The sequence below is a fragment of the Endozoicomonas sp. OPT23 genome, assembly GCF_009653635.1.
Lineage (GTDB): Bacteria > Pseudomonadota > Gammaproteobacteria > Pseudomonadales > Endozoicomonadaceae > Endozoicomonas_A.
Genome location: NZ_PPFD01000006.1, coordinates 440,161 through 465,955, shown reverse-complemented (window position 1 = coordinate 465,955; position 25,795 = coordinate 440,161). Strand labels below are relative to the sequence as shown.

21 protein-coding genes and 1 tRNA gene are annotated in these 25,795 nt (G+C 48.2%); 13 read left to right on the top strand and 9 right to left on the bottom strand.

Going from position 1 to position 25,795, the window contains the following annotated elements:
- Positions 1-151 precede the first annotated feature (151 nt).
- The 4 genes from EOPP23_RS15990 to nhaC all read right to left on the bottom strand — a co-directional run bounded on the left by EOPP23_RS15990 (position 152) and on the right by nhaC (position 5,503).
- Positions 152-1,990, bottom strand: coding sequence for a collagen-like protein (locus EOPP23_RS15990; RefSeq protein ID WP_228550746.1), 1,839 nt, complete (start codon positions 1,988-1,990; stop codon positions 152-154).
- Between the two features lie 222 nt (positions 1,991-2,212).
- A complete protein-coding gene (locus tag EOPP23_RS15985; protein WP_194842635.1) occupies positions 2,213-2,767 on the bottom strand; it encodes a DUF4136 domain-containing protein in 555 nt (184 codons plus the stop codon).
- A 189-nt stretch (positions 2,768-2,956) separates the two neighbouring features.
- Positions 2,957-3,970: an asparaginase gene (gene ansA / locus EOPP23_RS15980; protein ID WP_153766987.1), complete on the bottom strand. Its 1,014-nt coding sequence runs from the start codon at positions 3,968-3,970 to the stop codon at positions 2,957-2,959.
- 102 nt (positions 3,971-4,072) lie between these two features.
- Positions 4,073-5,503, bottom strand: coding sequence for a Na+/H+ antiporter NhaC (gene nhaC, locus EOPP23_RS15975; protein ID WP_153766986.1), 1,431 nt, complete (start codon positions 5,501-5,503; stop codon positions 4,073-4,075).
- 285 nt (positions 5,504-5,788) lie between these two features.
- Between nhaC and EOPP23_RS15970 the strand changes: the two genes are divergently transcribed.
- Both EOPP23_RS15970 and EOPP23_RS15965 read left to right on the top strand, forming a co-directional pair.
- The gene (locus EOPP23_RS15970) at positions 5,789-6,259 is read left to right on the top strand and encodes a heme-binding protein (protein WP_153766985.1); all 471 of its coding nucleotides are present in this window, start codon (positions 5,789-5,791) and stop codon (positions 6,257-6,259) included.
- 63 nt (positions 6,260-6,322) lie between these two features.
- Positions 6,323-6,399: transfer RNA gene (locus tag EOPP23_RS15965), tRNA-Arg, on the top strand.
- 74 nt (positions 6,400-6,473) lie between these two features.
- Here the strand turns inward: EOPP23_RS15965 and EOPP23_RS15960 are convergent.
- From EOPP23_RS15960 to ubiG, 4 genes are all read right to left on the bottom strand, one after another.
- Positions 6,474-8,108 (bottom strand): HAD family acid phosphatase, encoded by a 1,635-nt coding sequence (locus EOPP23_RS15960; protein WP_153766984.1) that lies wholly within the window; start codon positions 8,106-8,108, stop codon positions 6,474-6,476.
- A gap of 106 nt (positions 8,109-8,214) precedes the next feature.
- Positions 8,215-8,973, bottom strand: coding sequence for a YciK family oxidoreductase (locus EOPP23_RS15955; protein WP_153766983.1), 759 nt, complete (start codon positions 8,971-8,973; stop codon positions 8,215-8,217).
- Positions 8,966-9,700: an HAD family hydrolase gene (locus tag EOPP23_RS15950; RefSeq protein WP_153766982.1), complete on the bottom strand. Its 735-nt coding sequence runs from the start codon at positions 9,698-9,700 to the stop codon at positions 8,966-8,968. The genes EOPP23_RS15955 and EOPP23_RS15950 overlap by 8 nt, the downstream gene beginning before the upstream one ends.
- The gene (gene ubiG, locus EOPP23_RS15945; RefSeq protein WP_153766981.1) at positions 9,697-10,434 is read right to left on the bottom strand and encodes a bifunctional 2-polyprenyl-6-hydroxyphenol methylase/3-demethylubiquinol 3-O-methyltransferase UbiG; all 738 of its coding nucleotides are present in this window, start codon (positions 10,432-10,434) and stop codon (positions 9,697-9,699) included. Before ubiG ends, EOPP23_RS15950 begins: the two co-directional genes overlap by 4 nt.
- A 492-nt stretch (positions 10,435-10,926) precedes the next feature.
- Here ubiG and gyrA point away from each other — a divergent pair, with 492 nt between their 5' ends.
- Positions 10,927-13,566, top strand: a complete 2,640-nt coding sequence (gene gyrA / locus EOPP23_RS15940; RefSeq protein ID WP_153766980.1) for a DNA gyrase subunit A — start codon at positions 10,927-10,929, stop codon at positions 13,564-13,566.
- An 85-nt stretch (positions 13,567-13,651) separates the two neighbouring features.
- Here the strand turns inward: gyrA and EOPP23_RS15935 are convergent, their stop codons facing one another.
- Positions 13,652-14,497 carry a hypothetical protein gene (locus tag EOPP23_RS15935; RefSeq protein ID WP_153766979.1) on the bottom strand — a complete coding sequence of 282 codons (846 nt, stop codon included), beginning with the start codon at positions 14,495-14,497 and terminating at the stop codon, positions 13,652-13,654.
- 197 nt (positions 14,498-14,694) lie between these two features.
- Between EOPP23_RS15935 and serC the strand changes: the two genes are divergently transcribed.
- The 10 genes from serC to EOPP23_RS15885 all read left to right on the top strand — a co-directional run bounded on the left by serC (position 14,695) and on the right by EOPP23_RS15885 (position 25,756).
- The gene (serC, locus tag EOPP23_RS15930; RefSeq protein ID WP_153766978.1) at positions 14,695-15,813 is read left to right on the top strand and encodes a 3-phosphoserine/phosphohydroxythreonine transaminase; all 1,119 of its coding nucleotides are present in this window, start codon (positions 14,695-14,697) and stop codon (positions 15,811-15,813) included.
- A 114-nt stretch (positions 15,814-15,927) separates the two neighbouring features.
- Positions 15,928-17,013 carry a prephenate dehydratase gene (gene pheA, locus EOPP23_RS15925; protein ID WP_153766977.1) on the top strand — a complete coding sequence of 362 codons (1,086 nt, stop codon included), beginning with the start codon at positions 15,928-15,930 and terminating at the stop codon, positions 17,011-17,013.
- 126 nt (positions 17,014-17,139) lie between these two features.
- Entirely contained in the window at positions 17,140-18,258 is a 1,119-nt protein-coding gene (hisC, locus tag EOPP23_RS15920; RefSeq protein ID WP_153766976.1) for a histidinol-phosphate transaminase, read from the top strand.
- A gap of 8 nt (positions 18,259-18,266) precedes the next feature.
- Positions 18,267-20,486 carry a bifunctional prephenate dehydrogenase/3-phosphoshikimate 1-carboxyvinyltransferase gene (locus tag EOPP23_RS15915; protein WP_153767233.1) on the top strand — a complete coding sequence of 740 codons (2,220 nt, stop codon included), beginning with the start codon at positions 18,267-18,269 and terminating at the stop codon, positions 20,484-20,486.
- Between the two features lie 61 nt (positions 20,487-20,547).
- Positions 20,548-21,231 (top strand): (d)CMP kinase, encoded by a 684-nt coding sequence (gene cmk / locus EOPP23_RS15910; RefSeq protein ID WP_370514783.1) that lies wholly within the window; start codon positions 20,548-20,550, stop codon positions 21,229-21,231.
- A gap of 244 nt (positions 21,232-21,475) precedes the next feature.
- A complete protein-coding gene (gene rpsA / locus EOPP23_RS15905; protein WP_153766975.1) occupies positions 21,476-23,155 on the top strand; it encodes a 30S ribosomal protein S1 in 1,680 nt (559 codons plus the stop codon).
- 368 nt (positions 23,156-23,523) lie between these two features.
- Positions 23,524-23,814, top strand: coding sequence for an integration host factor subunit beta (gene ihfB, locus EOPP23_RS15900; protein ID WP_153766974.1), 291 nt, complete (start codon positions 23,524-23,526; stop codon positions 23,812-23,814).
- 57 nt (positions 23,815-23,871) lie between these two features.
- On the top strand, positions 23,872-24,192 hold the full coding sequence (locus EOPP23_RS15895) for a LapA family protein (RefSeq protein ID WP_153766973.1): 321 nt from the start codon (positions 23,872-23,874) through the stop codon (positions 24,190-24,192).
- On the top strand, positions 24,192-25,367 hold the full coding sequence (gene lapB, locus EOPP23_RS15890) for a lipopolysaccharide assembly protein LapB (RefSeq protein ID WP_153766972.1): 1,176 nt from the start codon (positions 24,192-24,194) through the stop codon (positions 25,365-25,367). The genes EOPP23_RS15895 and lapB overlap by 1 nt, the downstream gene beginning before the upstream one ends.
- A gap of 107 nt (positions 25,368-25,474) precedes the next feature.
- Positions 25,475-25,756 (top strand): ComEA family DNA-binding protein, encoded by a 282-nt coding sequence (locus tag EOPP23_RS15885; RefSeq protein ID WP_153766971.1) that lies wholly within the window; start codon positions 25,475-25,477, stop codon positions 25,754-25,756.
- Positions 25,757-25,795 lie beyond the last annotated feature (39 nt).

The window sequence follows — 25,795 nt, the reverse complement described above, 5'->3', positions numbered from 1 at the left end:
ATTACGTTGAGATTTTATTAATGTATGAAATAAAATAAGTAGTGAAAAATATTTTAATGTTTTTTTTGAGTATTTACATTTACGATCAGGTGGGAAAGCTGTCATGACCGATCCTGAAGAAAGATCATGACAGTCGAGAGCGAAGGTATTCTTAAGCGGCAGTATTATCGGTTTGTTGCTCCTCTGGAGGCTCGTTCAGATTATTATTCTGTCGTTCATTTGAATCCAGGACTGTTTCATCTTCCTCACCATCACGCTGTTCAGTATCTTGGCCTGTATGATCTTCTTCCTGGTCCGGTATGCAGTCGGGGTGCTTGTTTTCGTCGAGATAAATTGCAACTGAAGACGATTTTTTGCATTTGGGCTCGTAAAAATGCTCAATAACTTTTTTCTGCCAGAGTATGTCAAGAGGTTGAGAGGGGGAATCTTTCTGGAACTGAGCGTTCAATATGTTTTTGTCATTCTCATCCATATTTATCCAATACAGAGCAAAAGACAAGAGTTGCCAGCGAGTGCTGTGAACCCAGCTTGTTTCAGCTTCAGAGGGTATGTAGGTGCCAAGGGTGCTTATAAGGATTGAGCGGTCATAGGCTTGTAAGATAATGAAAGAGAGTAAGCGCGCTCCTATGGAGTCAAAGCTTGTTGGAGGCTGTTTTGTAGTCAATCTAAACGACTGAGAATTCATTGCAGTGGTGTTCAGGGCTGCCATATCAACAACCTGCCATTTTTCAGCCTCTTCTGTTTCGATTAATTCTTCCAGATTGAACAGCGATAGGAATAGTTGAGACTCTTCAACGCTGTCTATATCTGATATGAACTGATACAGGTCGGATGTTATTTTGTCTTGTCTTCTTAGCTCAAGGCAGGCTTCCGAAAGCGCTTCATGCTGAAGCTGTCGGCATTCCGAGCTGCCTGATTTTTCATCTGTTTCTTCGCCTTTAGGGGGAAACAACCAGCCGACTAGTGGCATAATTTTCTGGTCGTAAAAGTCTTGTGCATTGCCTGCGATTTCATTTCGGAAATGGTATGCGGTGACTGTGATAATAGGTGGTATATAGCCGGTCAGCCATCCAGCCGACTTGCCGGGAATACCTTGTAATCCTTGAGCACCTGTATCGCCTTTTCTGCCTTTATCACCTTTATCGCCTGTATCACCTTTATCGCCTGTATCACCTTTGTCGCCTTGATAGCCTTTATCACCTTGCCTGCCTTGATCACCTTTAAGACCCTGGTCGCCTTTAGGACCTTGTTTGCCCTGCCCACCTTTGGAGCCTTGATCGCCTTTATCACCTTTATCACCTTTAGGGCCTGAATTGCCTCGCTGACCTTCCCTGCCTGGTTGACCTTGCGGACCTGCCACGCCTGGAGCTCCGTTTTTGCCAGGAGGGCCTTGATAGGTTACTAGCCTGATTGGAGCAGAAAAATAACCACCAGAACCGGTCGACATTCCAATGTATGCATTGTTTCCAAATGGTTCTAGTACTGTTTGTATCAAATCTTCAGTGATTGTTTGACCCAGGTGGTCGGTGAGCGTCTGATGTAGCGGATTATTAAGTGGAGCCTGTTGTTGGGTAGGTGTACCTGCGGGTGGGGATGGAATTGGTATTACTGGAGGTGGAGGGGTAAGTGCTGCTATTTGTTGAGTAGGCCCTTGAGCATGATGATTGTGAAAGGTAATCAGCTGATCGTGCGTGATGATGAACTGTTCTGGTGCGGCGGTCGCTTGATCTTGAGGCTCGTTGATGGTTAGTAATTGATCAAGAGTGATGTGAATACCATTAAAAAGAATGGCATCACTACTCTCAACCACAACTACCTGATTCAGGGTGTGCTCTGTGCCTGTTATAGTATGTTGGCCTTGCGTTGATATGTGATACTCCCCGAGTGGCTTATTTGGGTCGGCTATTTTTGTAAACACGGCGAAAACAAACGATGCCTGTAAATAGGCGGCAATAGCTGCAGCGGACAGCAGCTTACTCCTGCTTTTCATTTTCTCTCCAAATCAAATAATTAAAAGGAAGAAAAGCAGTATAGATGTAAATGTGAATATGTATTTGTTTGCAGTTTTTTATATAAAGTGCAATTAACCTGAATCAGGTTAAAGTCAGGGATGGTTAAAGCCTTGAAGTTAACGAAGTCGGTATTTTAAAAAATTTTATTGTTTTAATAAAAGAGAAGAGAGCGAGCTCTTCTCTTTTAGGGTTTGCAGTGATTAGTTCTTAGGTTTTGGAGGGTAGTCTTTTAAAAGTTCTTTTACTTCCTTTTCAATATCCGCCCAACGCTGTTCCGGTGTTTGTCCTTCTTTTCGAGGTTCTTTTAATGTGCCACGCCAAACTATTTTTTTTGTTTTGGCATCAATCAAATCCAGAATAAAAATGCGTTCTTTGTATTCATGTACGCTGGTGGTTGTCTGGGGTTCATTCCACCACCAGTCAGGCCCCAGATAGGGAGCGTAACCAAAACCGGTGTTGAAAGTTTCAATATCCAGCTTTTTATCTGTTTCAGTCAGGTAATTAACCAGCAGTTGTGCTGATTTTTTTGAGGTAATCTTTAACCCCTTTTCGGTGAGGTTTGTGTCTACAGTGGAATGAACTCTACCAGAAGAGAGGCTTTCGAATGCTTCTGCTTTATTAACCGTTCGCTTGTTGACCCATGCGTAGGTGTGATATTTGCTGAAATCGACGACAGGGTTGAAATCCCAGCTGGTTTGCATTGAGTTACAGGCACTAAGCAGCAGGGTAGATAAAACAATGACTAAAGCTCTCATTGGCAACTCCACGACAGTGAATAGGTGATTACGAGAGAAGGTTATTCGCATGCTTCAGAATCGAAGCTGGTTCAAGCCTAGTCGATAAAGTCGTAATGTCGTGTGTTCTTTTAATGAGAGTAAAAGACAGGGTTCCTGTATATCAATTACTGCTCACGAGTGTACTGATATACAGGGCGGATTGTCTATTCAGAGAGATATTTCACCAGCAAGGTCAATGCTGATCTGTGCTGTGACCTGCTCAGGTGTTTTACCGCATGACAGTAAATGATGAAGCTTGCAGAACATGGCTTCTGTGGTGGTATCCAGCCCGCCAATAACACCGGCATTGGCTAAAGCAGAGCCAGCCGCATAGCTGCCCTGATGAACTGTGCCGCGATGGCATTGGGTCAGATTGACAATGATTTTGCCGGAATCTGTGGCTTTCTTCAGTGCGTCCAGAAGGGCCTGATCACCGTCCGGGCCATTGCCTGTGCCGTAGGTTCTCATGATAAAGGCTTTAAATGGTTGGTTTAGTGTCGCTTCGACAAAATCAGCGGTGATGCCGGGGAAGAGCTGAAGGATAGCAACATTGCTGTTGGAGTCGCAGTCCAGCATAAATTCCGGCTTTTGTGACGGTTTCAGCAGCAGATACTCGCTCAGCTCGATATTGATATCGGCTCGACCCAGCCATGGGAAGTTTGGTGAATCGAAGGCGTCAAACAGATAAGCGTTCTGTTTACGGGCACGGTTGCCGCGCATCAGTCGGCCATTAAAATAGAGACAGACTTCCTTAATGCGTTCGTCGGCCGCCAGTGTCAGTGCACCAACAAAGTTTTCAAGACCATCGGTACGAGCTTCGCACAGGGGAATCTGGGAGCCGGTAAAAATAACGGGTTTATCCAGGTTTCTCAGCATGAAGGAGATCATGGAGCTGGAATAGGCCATGGTGTCGGTGCCGTGAAGGACGACAAAACCATCATACTGGTCATAGTGATCAGCAATGTCAGTGGCAATCTGTTTCCAGTTGTCCGGTCGAATGTTACTGGAGTCAATCAGTTGCTCATATTCAACCAGATCAAAGTCAGGTAACTCGGCCTGTACATGCTCTGGCAGTTTTTCTTCCAGTAGTGCCATCATATTTCCGGAAGGAGCGTAGCCGGAGTCGGTCGGGCGCATACCAATAGTGCCACCGGTGTAAATAACGTAGATTTTCTTCGTCATCAATGTGCTCTCAAATAAACGTGCTCTTATAAACAAGAAACCCCGTTAGACCAGTCTATGGCTTAACGGGGTGTTATTAAACAAATTTTAAAGGTCGGTTAATCAGGCACTGGCCATTTCAGCCTGATACAAAGACTTGTCGCTGGATTTAACGTAACGCTGATCAACAGGGCGGAACTTGCCCAGATAAGCAAAGGCAATCACCAGACCAATGCTGATAAAGCTCATCCACATATAAGGTACGTAAGCAACGGTGGACACGCCCAGCAGGCCGGCCATAAAGATGCCGTTATCACTCCATGGTACCATACCGGAAGTCAGCGTTCCGCCAAACTCGGCGCTGCGGGACAGCATGCGACGGTCGACATTCATGCGATCATAGCTGCCGGACATGATCTTTGGAGTCAAGATCAGGGAAACGTACATAGCGCTGCCGAATACGTTGGCAAAGAATGCGGTTAGAACGGTGTAAACCGTCAGATTACCTTCGTTGGTGATCTTGTTTTCATACTGTTTAGCGACAGTCTCAAGAATACCAACCTTATCCAGCAGGCCACCAAAGCCCAGGCCAAAGATGATAACAGCGACAGACCCCAGCATGTTAGACATACCACCACGGTTCAGGATGTTGTCGATAAAGGCGTTACCGGACTCCATGGATAAAGGTGCCCAGATACTGCTAATGGCCTCAACTGGTGCGCGATCCTGAAACAGGACGGCCCAGACAATACCCAGAGCAGAACCAAACATGATAACCGGATAAGAAGGCAGCTTCTTTGACAGCATGAGAAGTACGGCAATAACCGGAATAAAGGCCATCAGGGAGATGTTGAAGTTGCTGTCCATCACCTGCATTACTGCTTCTACCTGAGCCATATCAGCGTTACCGCCAAACTGCAGGCCGTAAGCGGTGAAAGCAATAGCGGTAAGAATGTAGGCGGTCAGGCTGATAGGTAGCATGCCTTTAATATGGTCAACGATTTCCACCTCAGACATGGACGACGCCAGAATAACACTGTCGGACAGTGGTGACAGTTTGTCGCCAAAGTATACGCCGGACAGAATGGCGCCAGCCGTCACAGGCATAGGTACGCCCAGGCCCTGACCGATACCCATCATGGCAATACCGGCGGTGCCGGCAGCGCCCCAGGAGGTGCCTGTTGCCAGTGCGGTCATGGAGCAGATGATCAGTGTTGCCAACAGGAAGATGGAAGGGTGAATGGTTTGCAGGCCGAAGTAGATAATGCTCGGCACTATGCCGCCAGCAATCCAGGTACCGACCAGTGCGCCAACGGCTAACAGAATAAGAATGGCACCCATACCTTTATAGATGCCTTCGCCGGCAGCGGCTTCGAGATCTTTGTATTTGTGACCGAGTTTTAAGCCAAGGCCCATGGCCAGAAACCAGCCAACACAGAGTGCCAGCTGAATCGGCAGATTAAATTCAGCGGTAAATGAGAACGCTAATAGTAGAAACGTGCCCAATACCAGGAAAACCTGGAACATGGACGGGAGGGGAAGTTTCCGTTCCATTGTGTAGTACTCCAAATAGATGAAAAAGCGTTTAGTGCTGTCATCCTATGGAGTGATTCTTCATAAGCGATTGATGCAGATCAATTTTTGATTCTGCGAGCAGTCGAATCGGTTAAAAAAATGACCTGCATCAAGCGGGTAGAGCTGAAGCCCTTAATAGTTACTGTCTTTAGGGGTAAATGTGAATGGTTGTATATTTTTGCAACAGATGTTCTTTTGCTGAAGTGACTTGGTTAGTATGAGCAAGCACCCACTTATCACCTGACATTTTTACGAGAGACATTAATGAAAAAAATAACAGCACTCTGTGGTTCGCTGGTTCTGTCTGTTCTTGCTGCTTCTGCTGCACAAGCAGAAGAAACGCGTCCATATCTGACTTCTGCCAATGCTCTGAAAGGTATTCAGGCCTGCCAGACACTGGCTGCCAGCAAAGGCTGGAATATGGCCATGGTCATTGTTGATCGTGGTGATGATGTTGTGGCTTCATTTAGAATGGATGAAGCGTTACCAGCGGCATACACTGGCGCAACTTTGAAGGCAGGCTCCTCTCTCTCGTGGGGGATGCCGAGCGGTGATATCGCCAATATCACCAACAAGAAGCCTGAATTCAAGGCGTTTCCAGGTCTGTTGACCGTTGGTGGTGGTGAGCCGTTGTTTTCAAAATCCGGTAAGTTGATGGGTGCTATTGGTGTTGCGGGTGGTTATGTTGAGCATGATCAGGAATGTGCGAAGGCTGCTGTCGCGGCAATGAAATAGTCTTTGTATTCAGGGGGTTGACTCTTCAGATATCAGTCCCTATAGTTGCACCCTCATTGCGACGCGCTCGTAGCTCAGCTGGATAGAGTACCTGGCTACGAACCAGGCGGTCGGAGGTTCGAATCCTCCCGAGCGCGCCATATTTAAAAAGCCGATTCTGTTTTCAGAATCGGCTTTTTTCGTTTAATACGTTAGTTTTATTGTTAGCGTTGAGTCAGTTGTCGGAACCTTTCGCAATCTCCCTTCTTAGCTTTGCCTGTGACTTTTTAAATTCCGGTGTTGATAGCTTTTTTCGGTCTGTATTTGATAATTTCTGCCCTGCTGCCTGATATAAGCTGTCATGATGAAGAGGGCAGGGGATAAGAAAGAGTTGTCTTCCAAATAGTTCTTTTTGGCTGTCGACGATTTTGTTGTTTTCATCATCTAATGACAGTTCAAAGTCTTTCAGTAGATTGCCGATCTGAAGTACCAGAGTGTATTTTTTTGCATCGTGTTCCCCAGACGACAGTGTTTTGGTTTTGTATTCGACAGGGCATGTTTCCTTTCCACTCGGACAGTGATCACTGGCCAGAAAAATATGTCGGTCGTCGTGGTCGGGAAGACCAAGTTCTTCCAGTTTTTCTGCAAGCAGTTGGCGTTTTTCCTTTGCATCACTTCCGCCCATAGAAGACAGTGTTTCATCAGCGATATAGAAAATATCATAGCCCTGATTTTTGGCGTTAGTGAGGGCTTCATAGGCGCCAGCAATTAAGTTGCTGTTATCAAAGAGTCGGCTGAACCACTGATAGTGATCGTCAGGGTTGTCGTCAGGGCTGGGTGTTGCGGGCATGTATTCCAGTACGCTGCCATTTAAGGTGATTGTGATTGCGGGGTTGCTAACTTGTGTTCTGTCGACCTTGCTGGTCACCTGATCCACTTTATTAAAAGTTTGCAGGGCTGATGCGTCTGCTTCTGCTGATGCGTGCTGCCATAAAAAAGCCGAAGTGCTTTGTTGTGCGTATAAAGATTCTCTAATGTCTGGGTAGTAGCTGTTGTTGAGAGCGGCAAGGCGTGCAGAGTGTTGTTCTTCTCGTGTTGGTCTGGTCAGGTTGCCGTTAACTGTGGTTTCCCATGAGCCGTAAATCAGATTAGGAATATAAAACCAGTTCTTGCCGAGGTGGTTCTGGTTGTTATACAGCCAGTGTCTTTTTTGTGGCAGGCTGGAGTTGGTTGCAGGGCCCAGGTCTTCCAGTTGGTCGCCAATCAGCATGACAATATGAAAGCCTTTATCACGAATGCTAGCTCTTTTGCCTTCTTTGCTGAGGGTGTCATTTTCAGCGCTTTGAAAAAGAAGATGGTCTTCGTTGCTGTCGGGAAACCCCATGGCTTTAAGGTTTTTTAATGTAGCTTTTTTAACCTGATTAAAGCGGCCGCTAATGTAGAAGATCTCCACTCCGGCATTATGAGCTTGCTGAAGGAAGTTTTTGGCTCCCGGCAGTGCGGGCATGGTTCTGTTTGACCACCAGGCCATGGAGCGATGAATATTTTTATTATCATTTGTGTCGATCAGGTTGGAGAAGTAATCAGCGCTTCTTAATACCGTGTCATCAATATCAATAACGATGGCGGGCTTTTTATTTTTAGGTACACCCTGCAGTAATTCTGGAAGCGAGTCGCTGGCAAAATTGTAGGTTTGATACACCAGTGCTGTAAATTCAGGGCTCTGCTGTTGCCAGAGTGATGCTATGACCCGCTCTTCATTCTGATCCTTCTGGGTGTAGTTCGACTGGTAGCTCGGTTGATGGCTTGATTGAGCGCTGGCAAAAGCTGGCAAAAGCAGCCAGAAAAGAAGTTGGAAAGGTTTCTGCATAAAGCACCCCCGGCAAAGAGATTTAAAGCATTATTGGATGCCTGATTCTGCCGGGAGTTCCTTTATATATGATTTTTTTTATTCAGGTTTATAGTTGAATCTGCTTTTACTGTTCGTCGCTGCTTTTCTGGGCATGGAAAGCTCTGCCGTTACTGTCCTTGCTGTCCTGTCCCATAAGGTAAAGGTAGAGTGGCATAACATCTTCCGGAGTCGGGCGGGTTTCCGGATCTTCACCAGGAAAAGCGGCTGCGCGCATGGTGGTGCGGGTGCCACCTGGATTCAGGCTGTTGGCACGAACGTTGGAAATGCCATCTTCTTCGTCGGCAACCAGTTGCATCAAGCCTTCGGTGGCAAACTTGGATACGCTATAAGCGCCCCAGTGAGCACGAGCCTTATGGCCAACGCCGGATGAGGTGAAGATAATGGAGCCTGCTTCTGACTCCCGTAAAAGTGGTAGTAATTCACGGGTCATCAGGAAAGGTGCATTCAGATTGACCTGCATGATTTCCTGCCACTTATCGTAGTCGTACTGAGCAATGGCTTTCAGTTCGCCCAGCAGACCAGCGTTGTGCAGCAGGCCATCGAGACGGCCAAACTCTTTTTCCAGAGTGGCGGCAAGGTTGGCATAATCCTCTTCACTGGCACCTGTCAGGTTCATTGGATAAATCGCCGCCTGCGGCCAGCCGTTGGCTTCAATCTCGTCGTAGACTGTTTCCAGTTTGCTGGTGGTTCTACCCAGCAGAATAACGGTGGCGCCGTGTTTGGCGTAAGTCAGTGCCGCTGTTCGGCCAATGCCGCTACCAGCGCCTGTTACCAGAATGATTTTGCCTTCCAATAGGCTGGCTGGTGCTGAGTATTCAAACATCAGGGTTTCTCCGTGGCAGTTGCCACTCCATGCTTTCCAGCAGAGGCAGAATCTCGCTGGCTTGATTAATATAATGATCAGCCTGCCAGGATGCAGGGTTATCGTCGTCTGTTATGTAGCCGTAGAGTGCCGCAATAGTGGTCATGCCTGCCGCTCTTCCTGCCTCGATGTCACGAAAGTGGTCACCTACATAAAGACAGTTTTCAGGCGAGGTTCCAGTCTGCTGGCAGGCTAGCAGTAATGACTCCGGGTCAGGCTTGTTGCGGCTGACATGATCAGGGCAGATCAGGGTTTGAGATCGCTCCTTTAAGCCATTCTGCTCAATCAGAAGAGATGCGTAGTCTGCTGGCTTGTTGGTGATAACTCCCCAGACAATATTCTTTTCTTCCAGGTTTTTCAGAAGCTTGCTGATACCCGGGTAAAGCATTGCCGGTGATGCGCGATCCACTCTCTTGATGTGTCGGTCATAACAGTCCAGAAAAATGTTCCGCTTTTCTTCCAGTTCTTGTGTACCGGGGGCTAGTTGATAAGCGAGCTCAACCATTTTGCGTGAGCCTTCAGAAACATGTTTATAAATGATCTCGGGATCAATCAGTGGTTTCTGGTCAAGGGTCTGCATTTGATGCATGACATTAATAAAGTCACTGGCGGTATCCATCAGGGTGCCGTCAAGATCGAAAAATACCGCTTCGATATTCTGCATCTTTTGACTCATGGTTTGGCTCATGCCTGTTCCGGCTTGCTGCCGTAAATCAGATAGTTAACGTCAGTGTCATTCTTGTTGAGTTTATAGACGCCGGTCAGAGGGTTAAACACCATGCCGGTCATGTCGTGTACTGCCAGTTCGGATTTGCGCATCCAGTTGCAGAGTTCACTTGGTTTAATGAACTTGCTGTGGTCGTGGGTGCCTTTTGGCAGCATTTTCAGCACGTACTCTGCGCCAACGATGGCAAACAGCCAGGACTTTTTGTTGCGGTTAATGGTGGCGAAGAAAATCTGGCCGCCGGGTTTCAGAAGCTTGTTGCAGGCGCGAACTACGGACTCCGGGTCAGGGACGTGCTCCAGCATTTCCAGGCAGGTCACCACATCAAACTGGCCTGGCATTTCTTCCGCCAGCTCTTCTACCGGAATACGACGGTAGTTTACTTCTACTTCACTTTCCAGACTGTGCAGGCGGGCAACAGAGAGCGGAGCTTCACCCATATCGATGCCAGTAACATCAGCACCGCGCAGTGCCATGGATTCGCTGAGAATGCCGCCGCCGCAGCCAACATCAAGAACTTTCTTGCCTGCAAGTCCCACGCGCTCATCAATAAAGTTCAGGCGCAGCGGGTTGATTTCATGCAGAGGTTTGAATTCACCGTCACGATCCCACCACTTGCTGGCGAGTTCTTCGAACTTGGCGATTTCCGCCGGATCAACGTTATGAACCGTTTTTTCGGATTCCGGTTGGGAGGTCATAGAGTCTCTGTTCTCAAAGATGGTGAGTCCCGGACGGTAAAAATCAAGCCGCCCTGTCATATTCCCGGAATTATACCCATTGCCGTAGTGACATGCAGTATTGCACGGTTAATAACCCGATTATGTGCGGGTGTTTTTTGTCATTTTAAGGCTGTTGATAGAGAGTTTCTGATACTGGTCAGTCTTTGTTCTTTTCAAGGCTTGAGTTACTCGCAGTGTCTGTCCTTACTGTGGTATTATTTCTCCCTTATTGAATTTGAATTGTTGCCGGCCAGCTGGCTGCGGATCAACCGCCGGATGTCGGGGTGGCTGCCGGTTTCTGAGCTCTACTCTGGACATGAGAGTGCAGAGCGTTTGCTAACAGCAATTTGAACCTGATCTTTTAAGACGATGGTTCTATATTTTTAGCATTCAGATTTCCGGCCTTTTCGAATTTCCCTGATCTGTTGACAGGGATTCGGCAGGCGCAAGCTAAAGGACAACTGGGTTTACATGACTGATATCGCCAAAGAAATTCTCCCGGTAAATATTGAGGACGAACTCAAGCAGTCCTATCTGGACTACGCAATGAGCGTCATTGTCGGGCGGGCACTGCCCGATGTTCGCGACGGGCTCAAGCCGGTGCACCGGCGTGTGCTCTTTGCCATGAATGTTCTGAATAATGACTGGAACAAGCCTTACAAAAAATCGGCACGTGTTGTCGGTGATGTCATTGGTAAATACCACCCTCACGGTGACTCCGCTGTATACGACACTATCGTACGTATGGCGCAACCTTTCTCCCTGAGATATATGCTGGTCGATGGTCAGGGTAACTTTGGTTCTGTGGATGGTGACTCTGCAGCGGCCATGCGTTATACGGAGATCCGTATGCGCAAAATCAGTCACGATATTATGGCTGATCTGGATAAGGAAACCGTTGACTACGTTCCAAACTACGACGGTACCGAACAAATTCCGGCGGTTATGCCGACTCGTGTTCCCAATTTGCTGGTGAATGGTGCGGCTGGTATTGCCGTAGGTATGGCGACAAACATACCTCCGCATAACCTGACTGAAGTCGTGAAAGGCTGTCTGGCGCTCATTGATGATGAAAATCTGACCATCGATGATCTGATGGAATACATTCCGGGTCCGGACTTTCCGACAGCGGGCATTATTAATGGCCGTGCTGGAATATTGCAGGCTTACCGCACAGGTCGTGGTCGTATATATGTTCGTGCTCGTGTAGAAATTGAGCACGACGATAAGAAAAACAAGAGCACCATTCTTATCCATGAATTACCTTACCAGGTAAACAAGGCGCGCTTGATCGAAAAGATTGCCGAGCTGGTTAAGGATAAGAAGATTGAGGGTATCACTGAGCTTCGTGATGAGTCCGACAAGGATGGCATGCGAGTGGTGATCGAGCTCCGTCGTGGTGAGGTTGCTGATGTTGTTCTGAACAACCTGTATGCCCAGACACAATTGCAAACCGTGTTTGGTATTAATAATGTGGCACTGCTGGATGGCCAGCCCAAGCTTTTCAATCTGAAAGAAATGCTGGAAGCCTTTATTCGTCATCGCCGTGAAGTGGTCACACGCAGAACCGTTTATGAGCTGCGTAAAGCTCGTGAGCGTGGCCACTTGTTGGAAGGCTTGGCTGTAGCGCTCTCCAATATTGATCCTGTTATTACTTTGATCAAGGCTTCTCCATCGCCTACTGAAGCCAAAGAAAAACTGATGGCGCAGGGCTGGGAGCCGGGCTATGTAATGGATATGGCTGAGCGTGCCGGTGCTGATGCCTGTCGCCCTGACGAGTTACCTGAAGAATATGGTCTGCGTGATGGTAAGTACTATCTGTCACCCGCTCAGGCTCAGGCCATTCTGGAGATGCGTCTGCATCGTTTGACGGGTCTTGAGCACGACAAGCTGCTCAGCGAATATCGCGAATTGATCGAGAGAATTGCTGAGTTGTTGCATATCCTTGCCAGTTCCGAGCGGTTGCTTGAAATCATCCGTGAAGAGCTTGAAAGTGTGGTTGAGGAATACGGCGATGAGCGCCGTACTGAAATCATCAGCTCCCGTCTTGATTTGACCGTTGAAGATTTGATTACCGAAGAGGACATGGTAGTCACCTTGTCTCATGGTGGTTATGCCAAGACAACAACGCTTGATACTTATCAGGCTCAGCGTCGTGGTGGTCGTGGTAAGTCTGCCGCGTCGGTAAAAGATGAAGATTATGTTGAACACATGCTGGTGGCTAATACCCATACCCAAATTCTGTTGTTCTCCAGTCGCGGTAAGGTTTACTGGTTGAAGGTTTACCAGATTCCAGTAGCGGGCCGTACATCCCGTGGCCGACCGATTGTTAATATTCTGCCGTTGGAAGAAGATGAGAGTATTACGGCCATGTTGCCGGTAGAAGAGTACACCGAAGGTCACTTTGTCTTCATGGCGACCCAGAAGGGTACTGTGAAGAAAACACCTCTGGAGCAGTTCTCCCGTCCGCGCAGTAGCGGCTTGATCGCACTGGGTCTGGATGAGGGTGATCAGCTGGTCGGTGCTGCGATTACCAAGGGTGACGAGCAGGTAATGCTGTTGTCCAATGCCGGTAAGGCAATTCGCTTTGAAGAGGGTGATGTTCGTGCCATGGGCCGTACCGCACGCGGTGTTCGTGGTATGAGGCTGCACGAAGGTCAGCAGGTAATCTCGCTGATCATTCCTGAAGATGAAGCGACGATTCTTACCGTCAGTGAACACGGCTTTGGTAAGCGCACCAATGTTGATGATTTCCGTATCACCGGTCGTGGTGGTCAGGGTGTGATCTCCATGCAGTGTACTGAACGTAACGGTGATCTGGTCGGCTCTATTCAGGTGCAGGATGGCGAAGAAGTCATGCTGATTTCTGATCAGGGTACTCTGGTTCGTACCCGTATCGACGAGATCTCCGTCATGAGCCGTAATACTCAGGGTGTGACTCTGATCAAGGTTCAGGAAGGTGAGAAATTGGTCGGTGTAGCTCGAGTTGAAGAGCCTGAGGAACAGCCTGAGTTTGATGATGAAGAATCTGATTCTGAAGGTGAAACCCAGGCTTCGAATGAAGCCCCTGCAGAAGCAAAAGATGATTCTGAAGAGTCTCAGGAAGACTGATTACTTAATTCAGTCTTAACTCTGAAAAAAACGCCGGCTTTTATGCTGGCGTTTTTTTTTGTTGGTTGATTAAGTTAATAAATAATTATCTGCTCTTATATTCTTGTTCTTGCTTTATCGCTGTCAGATGGTCTTTGAGTTTGTCTCTCAATGTATCTAGTTCTTCAATGTTTTCCGGGCTCAGTCGTTCTTGAAGGTCTGAGATTAACTGGTCAACTTCAAGTGTGCTTGAGTTGTTGTCGTAGAAAACGATCAGTTCATCATCGGAGATGGTGCCATCATTAATTCCGTTCCATCCAAGGTGCCAGCTATCATCAAGGACAGTCTCGCAAGCAGATTTTTTTGACATCTCGGTATTACGTAGGTCATCTGGTTCAATTATTTTGCGCTTTAGGGCTGAGCGATAAAAGTTACAAAGTTTTGGAGCTCCATAGTAGGAGTTAGTGGTTGGCAGGGGTTCATTTTGGCATTCTGGCACAATGGCTGGTATGACAGTGGTTTCCTGCTGGGAATCTGTAGGTGTTGCTTCCCGTTGGAAGCTTGTAGATAGTCGACCGGACTCTTTTGCCTGTTCCAGGCATGAGAATGTATCGTCGTTATAGGCTGAATCGAACAGATTTAAAAGCTTGGCCAGTTTCTCTTCGGTGGGGCTGATAGTATTGCGGGTATGACCTTGTAAAAAGTTTTTTGCTTTTTCGTTCGAATCAAAAGTAAAGATGACATCTATGAATTCATCTTGTTCTGGAAATGAGTCGTAGATGTAAGGGTAGATTTTTTTTATAACAGTGTATTGTTGTTCACCTAGGTGGCCGGTGAGTAAAACGGTGGATTCGGGCTCGGACGACTCAGTTTTGTAGGCTTCATCAGCTACAGCTGTACGGATAAGGACTAAAAGCATAAGGAATACCCAGTTAAGGGGTATGTTTTTCATTTTGTTGTTTTCCTGCGTGTTTTGTTAATTAGAGATAAGACCTGCCTGGCTTAGTTAGGTTCAAAAAAATCCTTTTCTATAGGTAAATCGGGTGATGCTGTTACGGGCAATACGTTGTATGCTTCGCTGTTCTTGAGTGATGGTGGTTGGCTGTATTGTCGACGCCTGTAGCTGGCAGGGAGTCTTGGGAGAAAACGATGAACCAGGTAGTAGCAGAAACACTGGCCCAACTGGAAGGTCGAAAATATAACTTTTCAGCAGGTCCGGCTCCATTGCCGCAGGCAGTTCTAGAGCGCGCACGGGATGAGTTGCTGGATTTTCGTGGCGAGGGCGCCTCCATTATGGAAGTCAGCCACCGTGGTAAATCGTTTATGCAGGTTGCAGAAGAAGCTGAGCAGGATTTGCGTGACTTGCTGGCTGTTCCTTCCAACTACAAGGTTCTCTTTCTGCAAGGTGGTGCTCGTGGTCAGTTTGCAGCGGTTCCCATGAATCTTAAAGGCGATAAGGCCGGAGCTGATTATGTGAGCAGTGGACACTGGGCGCAGTCTGCGATTAAAGAAGCGCAGCGCTATCTGGATATTAACGTTGTGGCTGACGGAAAAAATGCCTCGTTTCATACCATGCCTAAGCAGAGTGACTGGCGTTTGAGCGGTGATGCCGCTTACCTCCATTACACCCCTAACGAAACCATCGGTGGTCTGGAATTTCCTTTTATTCCTGACAGTGGTGATGTGCCACTGGTTGCGGATATGTCATCCAATATTCTCTCCAGACCCATTGATGTCAGCAAGTTCGGTTTGATCTATGCCGGTGCCCAGAAAAACATCGGGCCTGCGGGTCTTACCGTCGTGATTGTTCGTGATGACCTGTTGAATCAAGGTCAGTCAGCCTGCCCTGCAGTGCTCGACTATCGGGTTCAGGCGGATAAAGACTCCATGTATAACACACCACCAACCTATGGCTGGTATCTGGCTGGTCTGGTTTTTAAATGGTTGAAGGAGCAGGGCGGTCTGGCCGCGATTGATGCTCTGAATGATCGTAAATCTGGCAAGCTTTATGGTGCTATTGATAACTCCGACTTCTATCATAACCCGGTAGCCATTGAATGGCGTTCCAGGATGAATGTGCCATTTACTCTTGCGAAGCCTGAGCTCGATGCCACTTTCCTTGCGGAAGCGGATAAAGCGGGCTTTCTCTATCTTAAAGGGCATAAGGCTGTTGGCGGTATGCGTGCCAGTATCTACAATGCGGTTCCTGAGCAGCATGTGGATGCACTGGTCAGTTTTATGGCTGAATTTGAACGGAAGTATGGTTGATGCCTGCTTCGACAGTGCAATAAGAAAACCACAAGAAAATAAGGCTAAGAATTGATGTGCAGCCATCAGGTTGTACTCGACAGCAAACAGTAGCGAGTTTTAGTAGAGACGATTATGACTGATGACAAGTTGAAAGGGCTTCGTACCAAGATTGATAAGCTGGATACTGATATCCTGCGCCTGATCAGTGAGCGCGCCCAGTGCGCTCAGGATGTAGCTCAGGTAAAACAAAACGAAGACTCTTCAGCTGTGTTTTATCGCCCCGAGCGCGAGGCTCAGGTTTTGCGCCGGGTGATGGAAAGAAACAGTGGTCCATTGGATGACGAGGAAATGGCTCGTCTGTTTCGGGAAATTATGTCAGCCTGCCTGGCGCTTGAAGAGCCGGTTAAGGTTGCTTTCCTGGGGCCGGAAGGTACCTTTACTCAGCAGGCGGCCATGAAACATTTTGGTCATTCGGCAGTCACTGTGCCAATGGCAGCTATTGATGAAGTTTTCCGTGAAGTAACTGCGGGGGCTGTCAGTTATGGCGTAGTTCCGGTAGAAAACTCAACCGAAGGTGTTATCAGTCATACCCTCGACAGTTTTATGGATTCCGGTCTGCAGATTTGCGGTGAGGTGGTGCTGCGTATTCACCAGCATATGCTGGTCTCAGAAAATACTCGTCGCGATAATATCACTCGTATCTATTCCCATGCACAGTCTCTGGCGCAATGCCGTAAGTGGCTGGACGCCCACTGGCCGATGGCAGAAAGAGTGGCAGTCAGCTCTAATGCTGAAGCGGCCAAGCGTATTAAGGGTGAGTGGAACTCTGCGGCTATCGCGGGTGATATGGCCGCTGAGTTGTATGGTTTGGAAAAGATCTCCGAGAAAATTGAAGATCAGCCGGATAACTCAACCCGTTTCCTTATTATCAGTAATCAGGAAGTGCCAGCCAGTGGTGCAGACAAAACGTCCATTATTGTCAGTATGAGAAACAAGCCGGGTGCGCTGCACTCTATTCTGGAAGTGTTCCATGTCCATGATGTGGATCTGACTCGAGTGGAAACCCGGCCTTCCCGTTCAGGTACCTGGAATTACGTGTTCTTCATTGATTTTGAAGGTCATAAGGACGATCTGGTCATCAAGAAAGTGCTGGAGAAGCTGGGTGATCGTGTTAGCGATTTGAGAGTGCTGGGTTCCTATCCAAAGGGTGTGCTCTGATAGCCAGAAGCTGTTAGAAAGTTCAGGTCTGCTACTGCAGGCCTGATGTTTTATTTTTCTGCACAATTGTTATGTCTTTTTTTGCGGCATTTCCAAAGTAAACACTACAACTAAAACAGGTGAATTATGGGTTGTGATTTCTTGAAGCTGGCGGTTTCCGGTGTTCAGTCACTTCACCCTTATCTGCCCGGCAAGCCCGTCGATGAATTAGCGCGGGAGCAGGGTCTGGCAGTAGAAAGTATTGTTAAGCTGGCCAGTAATGAGAATCCTTTGGGGCCTGCAGCGTCTTCAACCGCAGCTATTAGTCATATGTTGTCTGAGTTGGCTCGATATCCGGACGGTAACCTGTATAACCTGCGTGTCACTCTGTCAGAAAAACTGGCTGTAAAACCAGAGCAGCTGACTTTCGGTAATGGTTCCAACGATGTCTTAGTATTGCTAGCAGAATGCTTTCTGAAAGAAGGTTGTTCGGCGGTATTTTCACAGTACGCTTTTGTGGTGTATCCCATTGCTGTTCAAGCTTCTGGTGCGGAAAGTATTGTTGTGCCGGCTAAGGACTTCGGGCATGACCTGGAGGCGATTGGTGCAGCCATTCGTTCGGATACTCGTATGGTATTTCTGGCGAATCCGAACAACCCAACCGGAACTGCTTTTGGCACAGCTGAATTCACAGATTTTATGGCGAAAGTGTCTGAAGATGTGATTGTCGTACTTGATGAAGCCTATTTTGAATACGCCGATGGTGGTGATCATCCGGACGGTGTTCAGTTGTTGAACCAGTACTCTAATCTGGTGATCACTCGCACCTTCTCCAAGGCTTATGGCCTGGCTGGTGCAAGAGTGGGGTACTCGGTATCCAGTCCGGAGATTGCCAGTATTCTCAACCGATTGCGTCAGCCGTTTAATGTGAATAATCTGGCAGAAGCGGCTGCGGTGGCCGTTCTTAATGATGATGAATACCTGCAGCAATCCCGTGATGTAAATTCCGAGGGTAAAGCGTTACTGGAGAAAGGGTTGGCTCAGCTGGGTTACCGTTTTATTCCATCGTCAGGCAACTTCATTACCTTCGATACTGGCATGGATGGTGTCGCCTGTTATCAGAAACTGCTGGAAAAAGGTGTGATAGCGCGGCCTGTTGCTAATTACGGTATGCCGAATCACCTGCGGGTTTCTATTGGTTTGAAAGAAGAGAATGAGCGTTTTCTGGAAGCGTTGGCTGAAGTGAAAGAGCAGGTGGTTGAGTGACAACGCTGATGAATGATAAGCCGCTGAGTATTCTGGTGGTTGGATTGGGCCTTATTGGTGGCTCGTTTGCTTTGTCCATCAAAAACAGTGCTTTCGCCTGTAAAGTTTCAGGCTTTGATCTGAGCAGTGAGTCTGTAGCTGAAGCGTTGGAACAGGGCATTATTGATCAGGGTGTTGACAGTCTTGAGTCAGGCGTGACTCAAGCAGATGTGGTGATGCTTTCGGTGCCCATGCTGGCCATGGAAAAAGTGCTGGAGCAGTTGAGCGGCTTTGATCTGACTGGCAAGGTTGTTACCGATGTTGGTAGCTGTAAGGTGTCGCTGGTTCGGGCAGCTGAGCGTATTTTTGGTCGAGTACCAACCAATCTTTTGCCCGGGCACCCTATCGCTGGCTCAGAAAAGAGCGGTGTTGCTGCGGCCAAAGAAGGTCTGTTTAAGGGTCATAAAGTTATTATTACGCCACTGCCGGATACTGAGCCCGAGGTTATTTCTCTGGTCAGAAAACTCTGGCAGGCCTGTGGCGCTGAAGTGAATGCCATGGATGTACAGCGCCATGATGAAGTGCTGGCATTGACCAGTCATCTGCCCCATCTGCTGGCGTTTTCGCTGGTGGATACGCTGGCAGGCAATCCTGAAAATCAGGATATTTTCCGTTATGCCGCAGGAGGTTTTCGGGACTTTACCCGAATTGCCGGCAGTGATCCTGTGATGTGGCATGACGTTGCAGTGGGTAACAAGGATGCCATATTAACGGCGCTGGACCAGTTTTCTGCCGGGGTAGAAAATCTACGTCAGGCCATTATTCAACAAGACAGTGAAACCATGCTGGGTACCTTTGAGCGAGCCAGGGCGGCTCGCAACCATTTTGCCAGCATGCTTGAGAGAAGAGCTTATATGACTAAAGAACTGGAGAATGGGTCTCAGACCTATGTCGCTCGTCCTGGTGGCAGTATCACAGGTGAGTTGAGAGTACCGGGTGACAAGTCCATCTCTCATCGTTCGATTATGCTGGGTGCCCTGGCTGAAGGCGTAACCGAAGTTGAAGGTTTTCTGGAGGGCGAAGATGCTCTGGCAACCCTGCAGGCTTTCCGTGATATGGGCGTTAATATTGAAGGCCCGCACGAAGGTAAAGTCACCATTCATGGTGTTGGCATGAAGGGGTTGAAGCAGCCTGTTGGTCCACTCTATCTGGGTAATGCTGGTACCGCCATGCGTCTGATGGCTGGCCTGATGTCGGCTCAGGATTTTGATGTCACTCTGACCGGTGATCATTCCCTGTCTGGCCGCCCAATGGGTCGTGTAGTCAATCCGTTACGTGATATGGGGGCGAGTATTGAAACCACTGAAGGAGGTCGTCCGCCATTAGTGATTAAGGGTGGTCAAAAGCTGAAGGGTATTGATTACGATATGCCGATGGCTTCGGCTCAGGTTCAATCCTGTCTGCTGTTGGCGGGTATGTACGCTGAGGGTGAAACCGCTACGGTTGCTCCGGGTATTGTTCGTGATCATACCAATCGTATGTTGGCTGGATTCGGGTATCCTGTTGCGGTTGAGGGCAGTCGAGTAGCTATTCAGGGCGGTGGTGCGCTGACCGCAACGGCGATTGATGTACCGTCGGATATTTCTTCTGCGGCCTTCTTTATGGTGGCGGCGAGTATCGCGGAAGGTTCCGATCTGACCCTGAAACATGTGGGTATTAACCCGACCCGTACCGGTGTGATCGATATTCTTAAACTGATGGGTGCCGATATCACGCTGTCCAATCTGCAAACCGTTGGTGGTGAGCCGGTCGCGGATATCCGTATCAAGTATGCGCCGCTGAAAGGCATTAATATTCCTGAAGAATTGGTGCCGCTGGCGATTGATGAGTTTCCGGTGCTGTTTGTGGCTGCGGCCTGTGCCGAGGGTGAAACCCTGTTGACTGGCGCTGAAGAGCTGCGGGTTAAAGAAAGTGATCGCATTCAGTCCATGGCGGATGGAATGGCGGCGCTGGGTATTGATGCTCAGGCGAAACCTGACGGTATGTTAATCAAAGGTGGTAAGCCTTTTGGTGCTGGTACGGTTGACAGTCACGGTGATCACCGTATTGCCATGGCCTTCGCTGTTGCTTCCCTGAGAAGTGAAGGTGAAATTCGAATTCTGGATTGTGCCAACGTAGCTACCTCATTCCCGAATTTTGTTAAACTGGCGACCCGTGCCGGTTTGAATCTTGTAGTAAGCGGCAATTAAACTTCGAATAAGTGTGTTCAGGCACACTTAAAGTTGGTAATCGATAGAAGGTAATTCAAGAGTGAGAAACTCGAAAGTGCCAGTTGTGACCATTGATGGACCAAGCGGTTCCGGTAAAGGAACGGTAGCTGGTCTGCTGGCTCGTGAGTTCGACTGGCATCTTCTGGACAGTGGTGCGCTGTATCGCCTGACTGGACTGGCAGCTAGTAATCATGGTGTTGCATTTGATGATGAGGCCTCACTGGAAGTGCTGGCTGAGCATCTGGATGTTCAGTTTGAACCGACGGAAGATGGTTTAAAGACCATTCTTGAAGGTGAGGAAGTCGGTGTCACCCTGCGTACGGAAGAAGTGGGAGCTATGGCTTCAAAAGTCGCAGCGTTGCCTGGTGTTCGCAAAGCTCTGATGAAGCGTCAACATGACTTTGCAATGGCTCCGGGGTTGATTGCAGATGGTCGTGATATGGGAACGGTCGTGTTCCCGGATGCACCGGTAAAAGTGTACCTGACGGCCAGTGCCGAAGAACGGGCGAAGCGACGTCAAAACCAGTTGCAACAAAAAGGGATTGATGCTAACTTCGACCAGCTTTTAGCTGACATAATAGCTCGGGATGATCGTGATACGAATCGTACCGTCGCGCCACTGAAGCCTGCCGAGGATGCCATTGTGCTGGATAGTACCAGGCTGAGCATTCAGGAAGTCTTCAATAAGGTGATTGCTGCTATGCGTCAGCAGGGCATGATCTGATTTCTCAGAAATCATTATCCATGCCGACAATGCATTACCATCAGGCTGGTAAGAATCCTGTTAAAAGGATGCCTTAACAGTCTGTTTTAATTAAGGCTTTGCCATCAGGTAAGGCCGGAAAAATCCGCTGGCCGAGAGAGCCAGTCAGCAACCGGCGGATTCTTTACTGACAACCCACACAGACTGGCGGTGTGGCCGGCATCCAGCAGATTTCTTGCTGAATGACCGATTTACAGGAAATACCATGAGCGAAAGCTTTGCTGATCTGTTTGAAGAGAGCCTGAAAGATATCGAAATGAAGCCGGGCGCTATCGTTAGCGGCCAGGTTATTGATATCGACAGCGACTGGGTAACTGTTCACGCAGGCCTGAAGTCCGAAGGCGTTATCCCTAAAGCCCAGTTCCTGAACGAACAGGGTGAACTGACCATCGCTATCGGTGACGAAGTTCAGGTTGCTCTTGATGCAGTTGAAGACGGTTTCGGTGAAACTCGTCTGTCCCGTGAAAAAGCCAAGCGTATGGAAGCTTGGGGTGAGCTTGAGAAAGCATTTGAAGCTGAAGAAATTGTTAAGGGTATTATCTCTGGCAAGGTTAAAGGCGGCTTCACTGTTGACGTTAAGACCATCCGTGCATTCCTGCCTGGATCTCTGGTTGACGTGCGTCCGGTTCGCGATACTGCGCACCTGGAAGGCAAAGAGCTGGAATTCAAGGTTATCAAGCTGGACCAGAAGCGTAACAACGTAGTTGTTTCCCGTCGTTCCGTGCTGGAAGCTGAAAACTCCGCAGAACGCGAGCAGCTGCTCGAGTCCCTGCAGGAAGGTCTGGAAGTTAAGGGTATCGTTAAGAACCTGACCGACTACGGCGCGTTCGTAGATCTGGGTGGTGTTGACGGCCTGCTGCACATCACAGACATGGCTTGGAAGCGTATCAAGCATCCTAGCGAAATCGTTAATGTTGGTGACGAAATCAACGTTAAGGTTCTGAAGTTTGACCGTGAGCGTAACCGCGTATCCCTGGGTCTGAAGCAACTGGGTGAAGATCCATGGGTTGCTATCACTAACCGCTTCCCAGAAGGTACTCGCGTATCTGGTCGTGTAACTAACCTGACTGACTACGGCTGCTTTGTTGAGCTGGAAGAAGGCGTTGAAGGCCTGGTACACGTTTCCGAAATGGACTGGACCAACAAGAACATCCACCCATCCAAGGTTGTTAACCTGGGTGATGAGGTTGAAGTTCAGGTTCTGGACATCGACGAAGAGCGTCGTCGTATTTCTCTGGGTATCAAGCAGTGCAAGATCAACCCATGGGAAGACTTCTCCGGTTCCTTTAACAAGGGCGATAAGCTGGCTGGTAAGATCAAGTCTATCACTGACTTCGGTATCTTCATCGGTCTGGACGGTGGCATTGACGGACTGGTTCACCTGTCCGACATCTCCTGGAACGAAACTGGCGAAGAAGCCGTTCGCAGCTTCAAGAAGGGCGACGAAGTTGAAGCCGTTATCCTGGCGATCGACGCTGAGCGTGAGCGCATCTCCCTGGGTATCAAGCAACTGTCCGAAGATCCGTTCAACACCTTCGCTGGTCTGAACGAAAAAGGCACCATCGTTAAGGGTGTGATCAAGGAAGTGACAGCTAAGGCTGCTACCGTTGAACTGGCTGAAGAAGTACTGGCTACTCTGAAAGCGTCCGAAATCAGTGTTGATCGCGTTGAAGATGCGACTAACGTCCTGAAAGAAGGCGAAGAAGTTGAAGCTCGTATCATCAGCATCGATCGTAAGAACCGCAACATCTCCCTGTCTATCAAAGCGAAAGACGTAGCTGAAGAAAAAGCAGCTATGAAAGAGCTGAAGACTAAGCAGGAAGATGAAGCTGCTGGCCCAACCACCATCGGTGACCTGATCAAGGCACAGATGGAAGGCAAGTAAGTTTCTGACTGACTTGTGAGAGCCGGTTTACCGGTTCTCGGCTTTCAAAAAAAGCCGCAGAAGTGCTATTCAGGTAGCGCATCTGCGGTTTTTTTTCGTCTCTACTTTTTGTCTTTGGCTAGAGAATGCTTTTCCCAGTCTTTTCAAGGGCTTGCTTGATTTCTTTATTCTTGTTAGCTAGGGTAGAGAGGTTTAAGCTTCTGCTGGTTGAGTCTTTGTCATGATTTATTATTATGACTCTGTGCCGCTGTTGTTCAGAAGTCGTTAATGCCTGGGATGGCAAGCAGTAACAGTAATCATCAATGAGATTACTGTCTGATAGCTGAAACTCAGGTATCATCAGAGGGTGCAGGGAAAGGAAGAGCATAATGACCCGATCTGAGCTGATAGAATTTTTGGCAGCCCGGCAGGAACAACTGCCCATCAAGGATGTCGAATTGGCCATAAAATCTATTCTTGAGCAAATGTCTCAATCGCTGGCCATGGGTGACAGGGTTGAGATTCGCGGCTTCGGCAGCTTTTCGCTGCACTATCGTGCCCCAAGAATAGGGCGAAACCCTAAAACGGGGGAATCGGTTTCCCTGAGTGGGAAATATGTTCCACACTTTAAACCGGGTAAGGAAATGCGGGATAGAGTGAATAAAAGTATGCTCAAATAATCCTGCTTCAATCTTTTCTTAATATACTTGTTTGGTTACATAATTCTGGAACAGGATATGGTCTCTGTTGTTGCTGTATGGCTCAAAAGAATGCTGTTGTTGCTGGGAGTTGTCGCACTCCTGATAGCGCTGGTTAATTTTGTCATGGTGAACCCTCAGATGGTTCAGTTCCAGTTTGCTGGCAGTGTCATGCCTGAAATCAAGGCGTCATCAGTCGCTGTAATAGCTTTTATTGTTGGTGGTCTTGCTGGTCTTCTGGTGTCAATGTTTTCTCTAGCCAAGCTGAGGCTGCTTAATGCCAGCTACCGGCGCAAACTGGGTAGAAGAGATGCAGAAATTCATAAACTGCGAAGCGATACCCTGAAGGGTCTGAGCTGATGCCAGACATTGCCTTGCTGGCTCTGATACTGGTGGCTATCTTTGCTGGCTATCTGTTTGGGCGAGCAGAGAAAAAGAAACAGTTGGTGCAGGCCCAGCAAAACCCTCTTTCCAAAGAGTATTTTGTGGGTCTTAATTACCTGCTAAATGAGCAAACGGATGAGGCTATTGAGACCTTCATCAAGGCGCTCGACCTTAATAATGATACCGTCGACACCTATCTGGCGCTTGGCAGCCTGTTTTGCCGGCGGGGTGAAGTAGAAAAATCCATTCGTGTTCATCAGGATCTTCTGGCAAGACCCAGCTTGACCCCTGATCAGTCTGTTCGTGTTCAGCTGGAGCTGGCGAAAGACTATATGACCGCTGGTCTGCTCGATCGAGCGGAAGCCATGCTGGCTGACCTGTCCCGTCAAAACTCTCCCTTTCGCACAGAAGCTTCTGAGCAGTTACTGAAAATCTATGAGCAGGAAAGAGAATGGCAGCAGGCGGTTGAGGTGACTGAATCACTGTTCCGGCTCAAAGGTGAGTATTATGGTCCGAGATTGGCTCACTTGTACTGTGAGCTGGCGGAGGATTGCCTGAATCGTAATGACCGGGCAGGCGCACGTCGCTGCCTTCGTACTGCTTTTTCCAGAGACCGTGACTGTGTGAGAGCCAGTCTGATACTTGGGCGTATTGAGTTCGAAGAGGGGCGTGACCGTGAGGTTATTCGTACCCTGCAGAAGGTTTCCCGACAGAATTACCGTTATATCCCGTTATCTCTGGATTTGCTGGAAAAAGCCAGTGGGCGGAGTAATAGTGAGCGGGCTCATGCCGGGTATTTGAGCCGCTGTCTCAGTGAGCACCCTGATACGTCGGTGGTTCTGGCTTTAACAAATATTCTTGTTAAAAGTCGTGATGAAGGCTTTGCGCTTGAATTTCTGACGGAGCAACTTCGTCGAAACCCATCTCTGAAAGGCTTGAATGCATTGATTGACCTGCAATTGTACAAGCCAGCGGATGGTTCCTTGACCAGTCTCCGGCTGTTGCAGGAAGTGATTGATAAAATGCTTGAAGGTAAAGCAGCCTACCAATGTCACAGTTGCGGTTTCTCTGGCAAAGAGATGCATTGGCATTGCCCCCGTTGTCTCGACTGGGGGACGATTACGCCGGTTCAGGGAATAGAAGGGAGCTAATACGGAGTAAAGGGATTTGCTAAGGCTTGTAGCTCTGACTAAACCTTTAGATAAGGTTTTCGAACGACAACCTTAATTATTGTCGCATAGTTCAAGGAGTATTAACTATGAAGTCATTTTTGTCCGCTATAGCTGTTACATCCATTCTTGCATTTTCCTCCATGGCCTCAGCCGAGAAAGCTGCTCCACCCGAGAAAGTAAATATCAACAAAGCGAGTGTTCAGGAGCTTGATGAAAAACTCAGCGGTGTAGGGCGTAGAATTGCTCAAGAGATTGTTAAGCATCGTGATTCTTATGGGCCTTTCCAGTCAACCGATGACCTGGATAAAGTGAAATTTGTTGGTTCCAGTATTATTGAAAAAAATAAAACACGAATTACTTACGATTAATAGCCGTCTGGTTTGGTATTCAAAAAGGCCTGATGATTT

Coding starts and splice junctions, on each gene's coding strand:
- EOPP23_RS15990 (WP_228550746.1), bottom strand. CDS start 1,990: ATGAAAAGCAGGAGTAAGCTGCTGTCCGCTGCAGCTATTGCCGCCTAT.
- EOPP23_RS15985 (WP_194842635.1), bottom strand. CDS start 2,767: ATGAGAGCTTTAGTCATTGTTTTATCTACCCTGCTGCTTAGTGCCTGT.
- ansA (WP_153766987.1), bottom strand. CDS start 3,970: ATGACGAAGAAAATCTACGTTATTTACACCGGTGGCACTATTGGTATG.
- nhaC (WP_153766986.1), bottom strand. CDS start 5,503: ATGGAACGGAAACTTCCCCTCCCGTCCATGTTCCAGGTTTTCCTGGTA.
- EOPP23_RS15970 (WP_153766985.1), top strand. CDS start 5,789: ATGAAAAAAATAACAGCACTCTGTGGTTCGCTGGTTCTGTCTGTTCTT.
- EOPP23_RS15960 (WP_153766984.1), bottom strand. CDS start 8,108: ATGCAGAAACCTTTCCAACTTCTTTTCTGGCTGCTTTTGCCAGCTTTT.
- EOPP23_RS15955 (WP_153766983.1), bottom strand. CDS start 8,973: ATGTTTGAATACTCAGCACCAGCCAGCCTATTGGAAGGCAAAATCATT.
- EOPP23_RS15950 (WP_153766982.1), bottom strand. CDS start 9,700: ATGAGCCAAACCATGAGTCAAAAGATGCAGAATATCGAAGCGGTATTT.
- ubiG (WP_153766981.1), bottom strand. CDS start 10,434: ATGACCTCCCAACCGGAATCCGAAAAAACGGTTCATAACGTTGATCCG.
- gyrA (WP_153766980.1), top strand. CDS start 10,927: ATGACTGATATCGCCAAAGAAATTCTCCCGGTAAATATTGAGGACGAA.
- EOPP23_RS15935 (WP_153766979.1), bottom strand. CDS start 14,497: ATGAAAAACATACCCCTTAACTGGGTATTCCTTATGCTTTTAGTCCTT.
- serC (WP_153766978.1), top strand. CDS start 14,695: ATGAACCAGGTAGTAGCAGAAACACTGGCCCAACTGGAAGGTCGAAAA.
- pheA (WP_153766977.1), top strand. CDS start 15,928: ATGACTGATGACAAGTTGAAAGGGCTTCGTACCAAGATTGATAAGCTG.
- hisC (WP_153766976.1), top strand. CDS start 17,140: ATGGGTTGTGATTTCTTGAAGCTGGCGGTTTCCGGTGTTCAGTCACTT.
- EOPP23_RS15915 (WP_153767233.1), top strand. CDS start 18,267: ATGAATGATAAGCCGCTGAGTATTCTGGTGGTTGGATTGGGCCTTATT.
- rpsA (WP_153766975.1), top strand. CDS start 21,476: ATGAGCGAAAGCTTTGCTGATCTGTTTGAAGAGAGCCTGAAAGATATC.
- ihfB (WP_153766974.1), top strand. CDS start 23,524: ATGACCCGATCTGAGCTGATAGAATTTTTGGCAGCCCGGCAGGAACAA.
- EOPP23_RS15895 (WP_153766973.1), top strand. CDS start 23,872: ATGGTCTCTGTTGTTGCTGTATGGCTCAAAAGAATGCTGTTGTTGCTG.
- lapB (WP_153766972.1), top strand. CDS start 24,192: ATGCCAGACATTGCCTTGCTGGCTCTGATACTGGTGGCTATCTTTGCT.
- EOPP23_RS15885 (WP_153766971.1), top strand. CDS start 25,475: ATGAAGTCATTTTTGTCCGCTATAGCTGTTACATCCATTCTTGCATTT.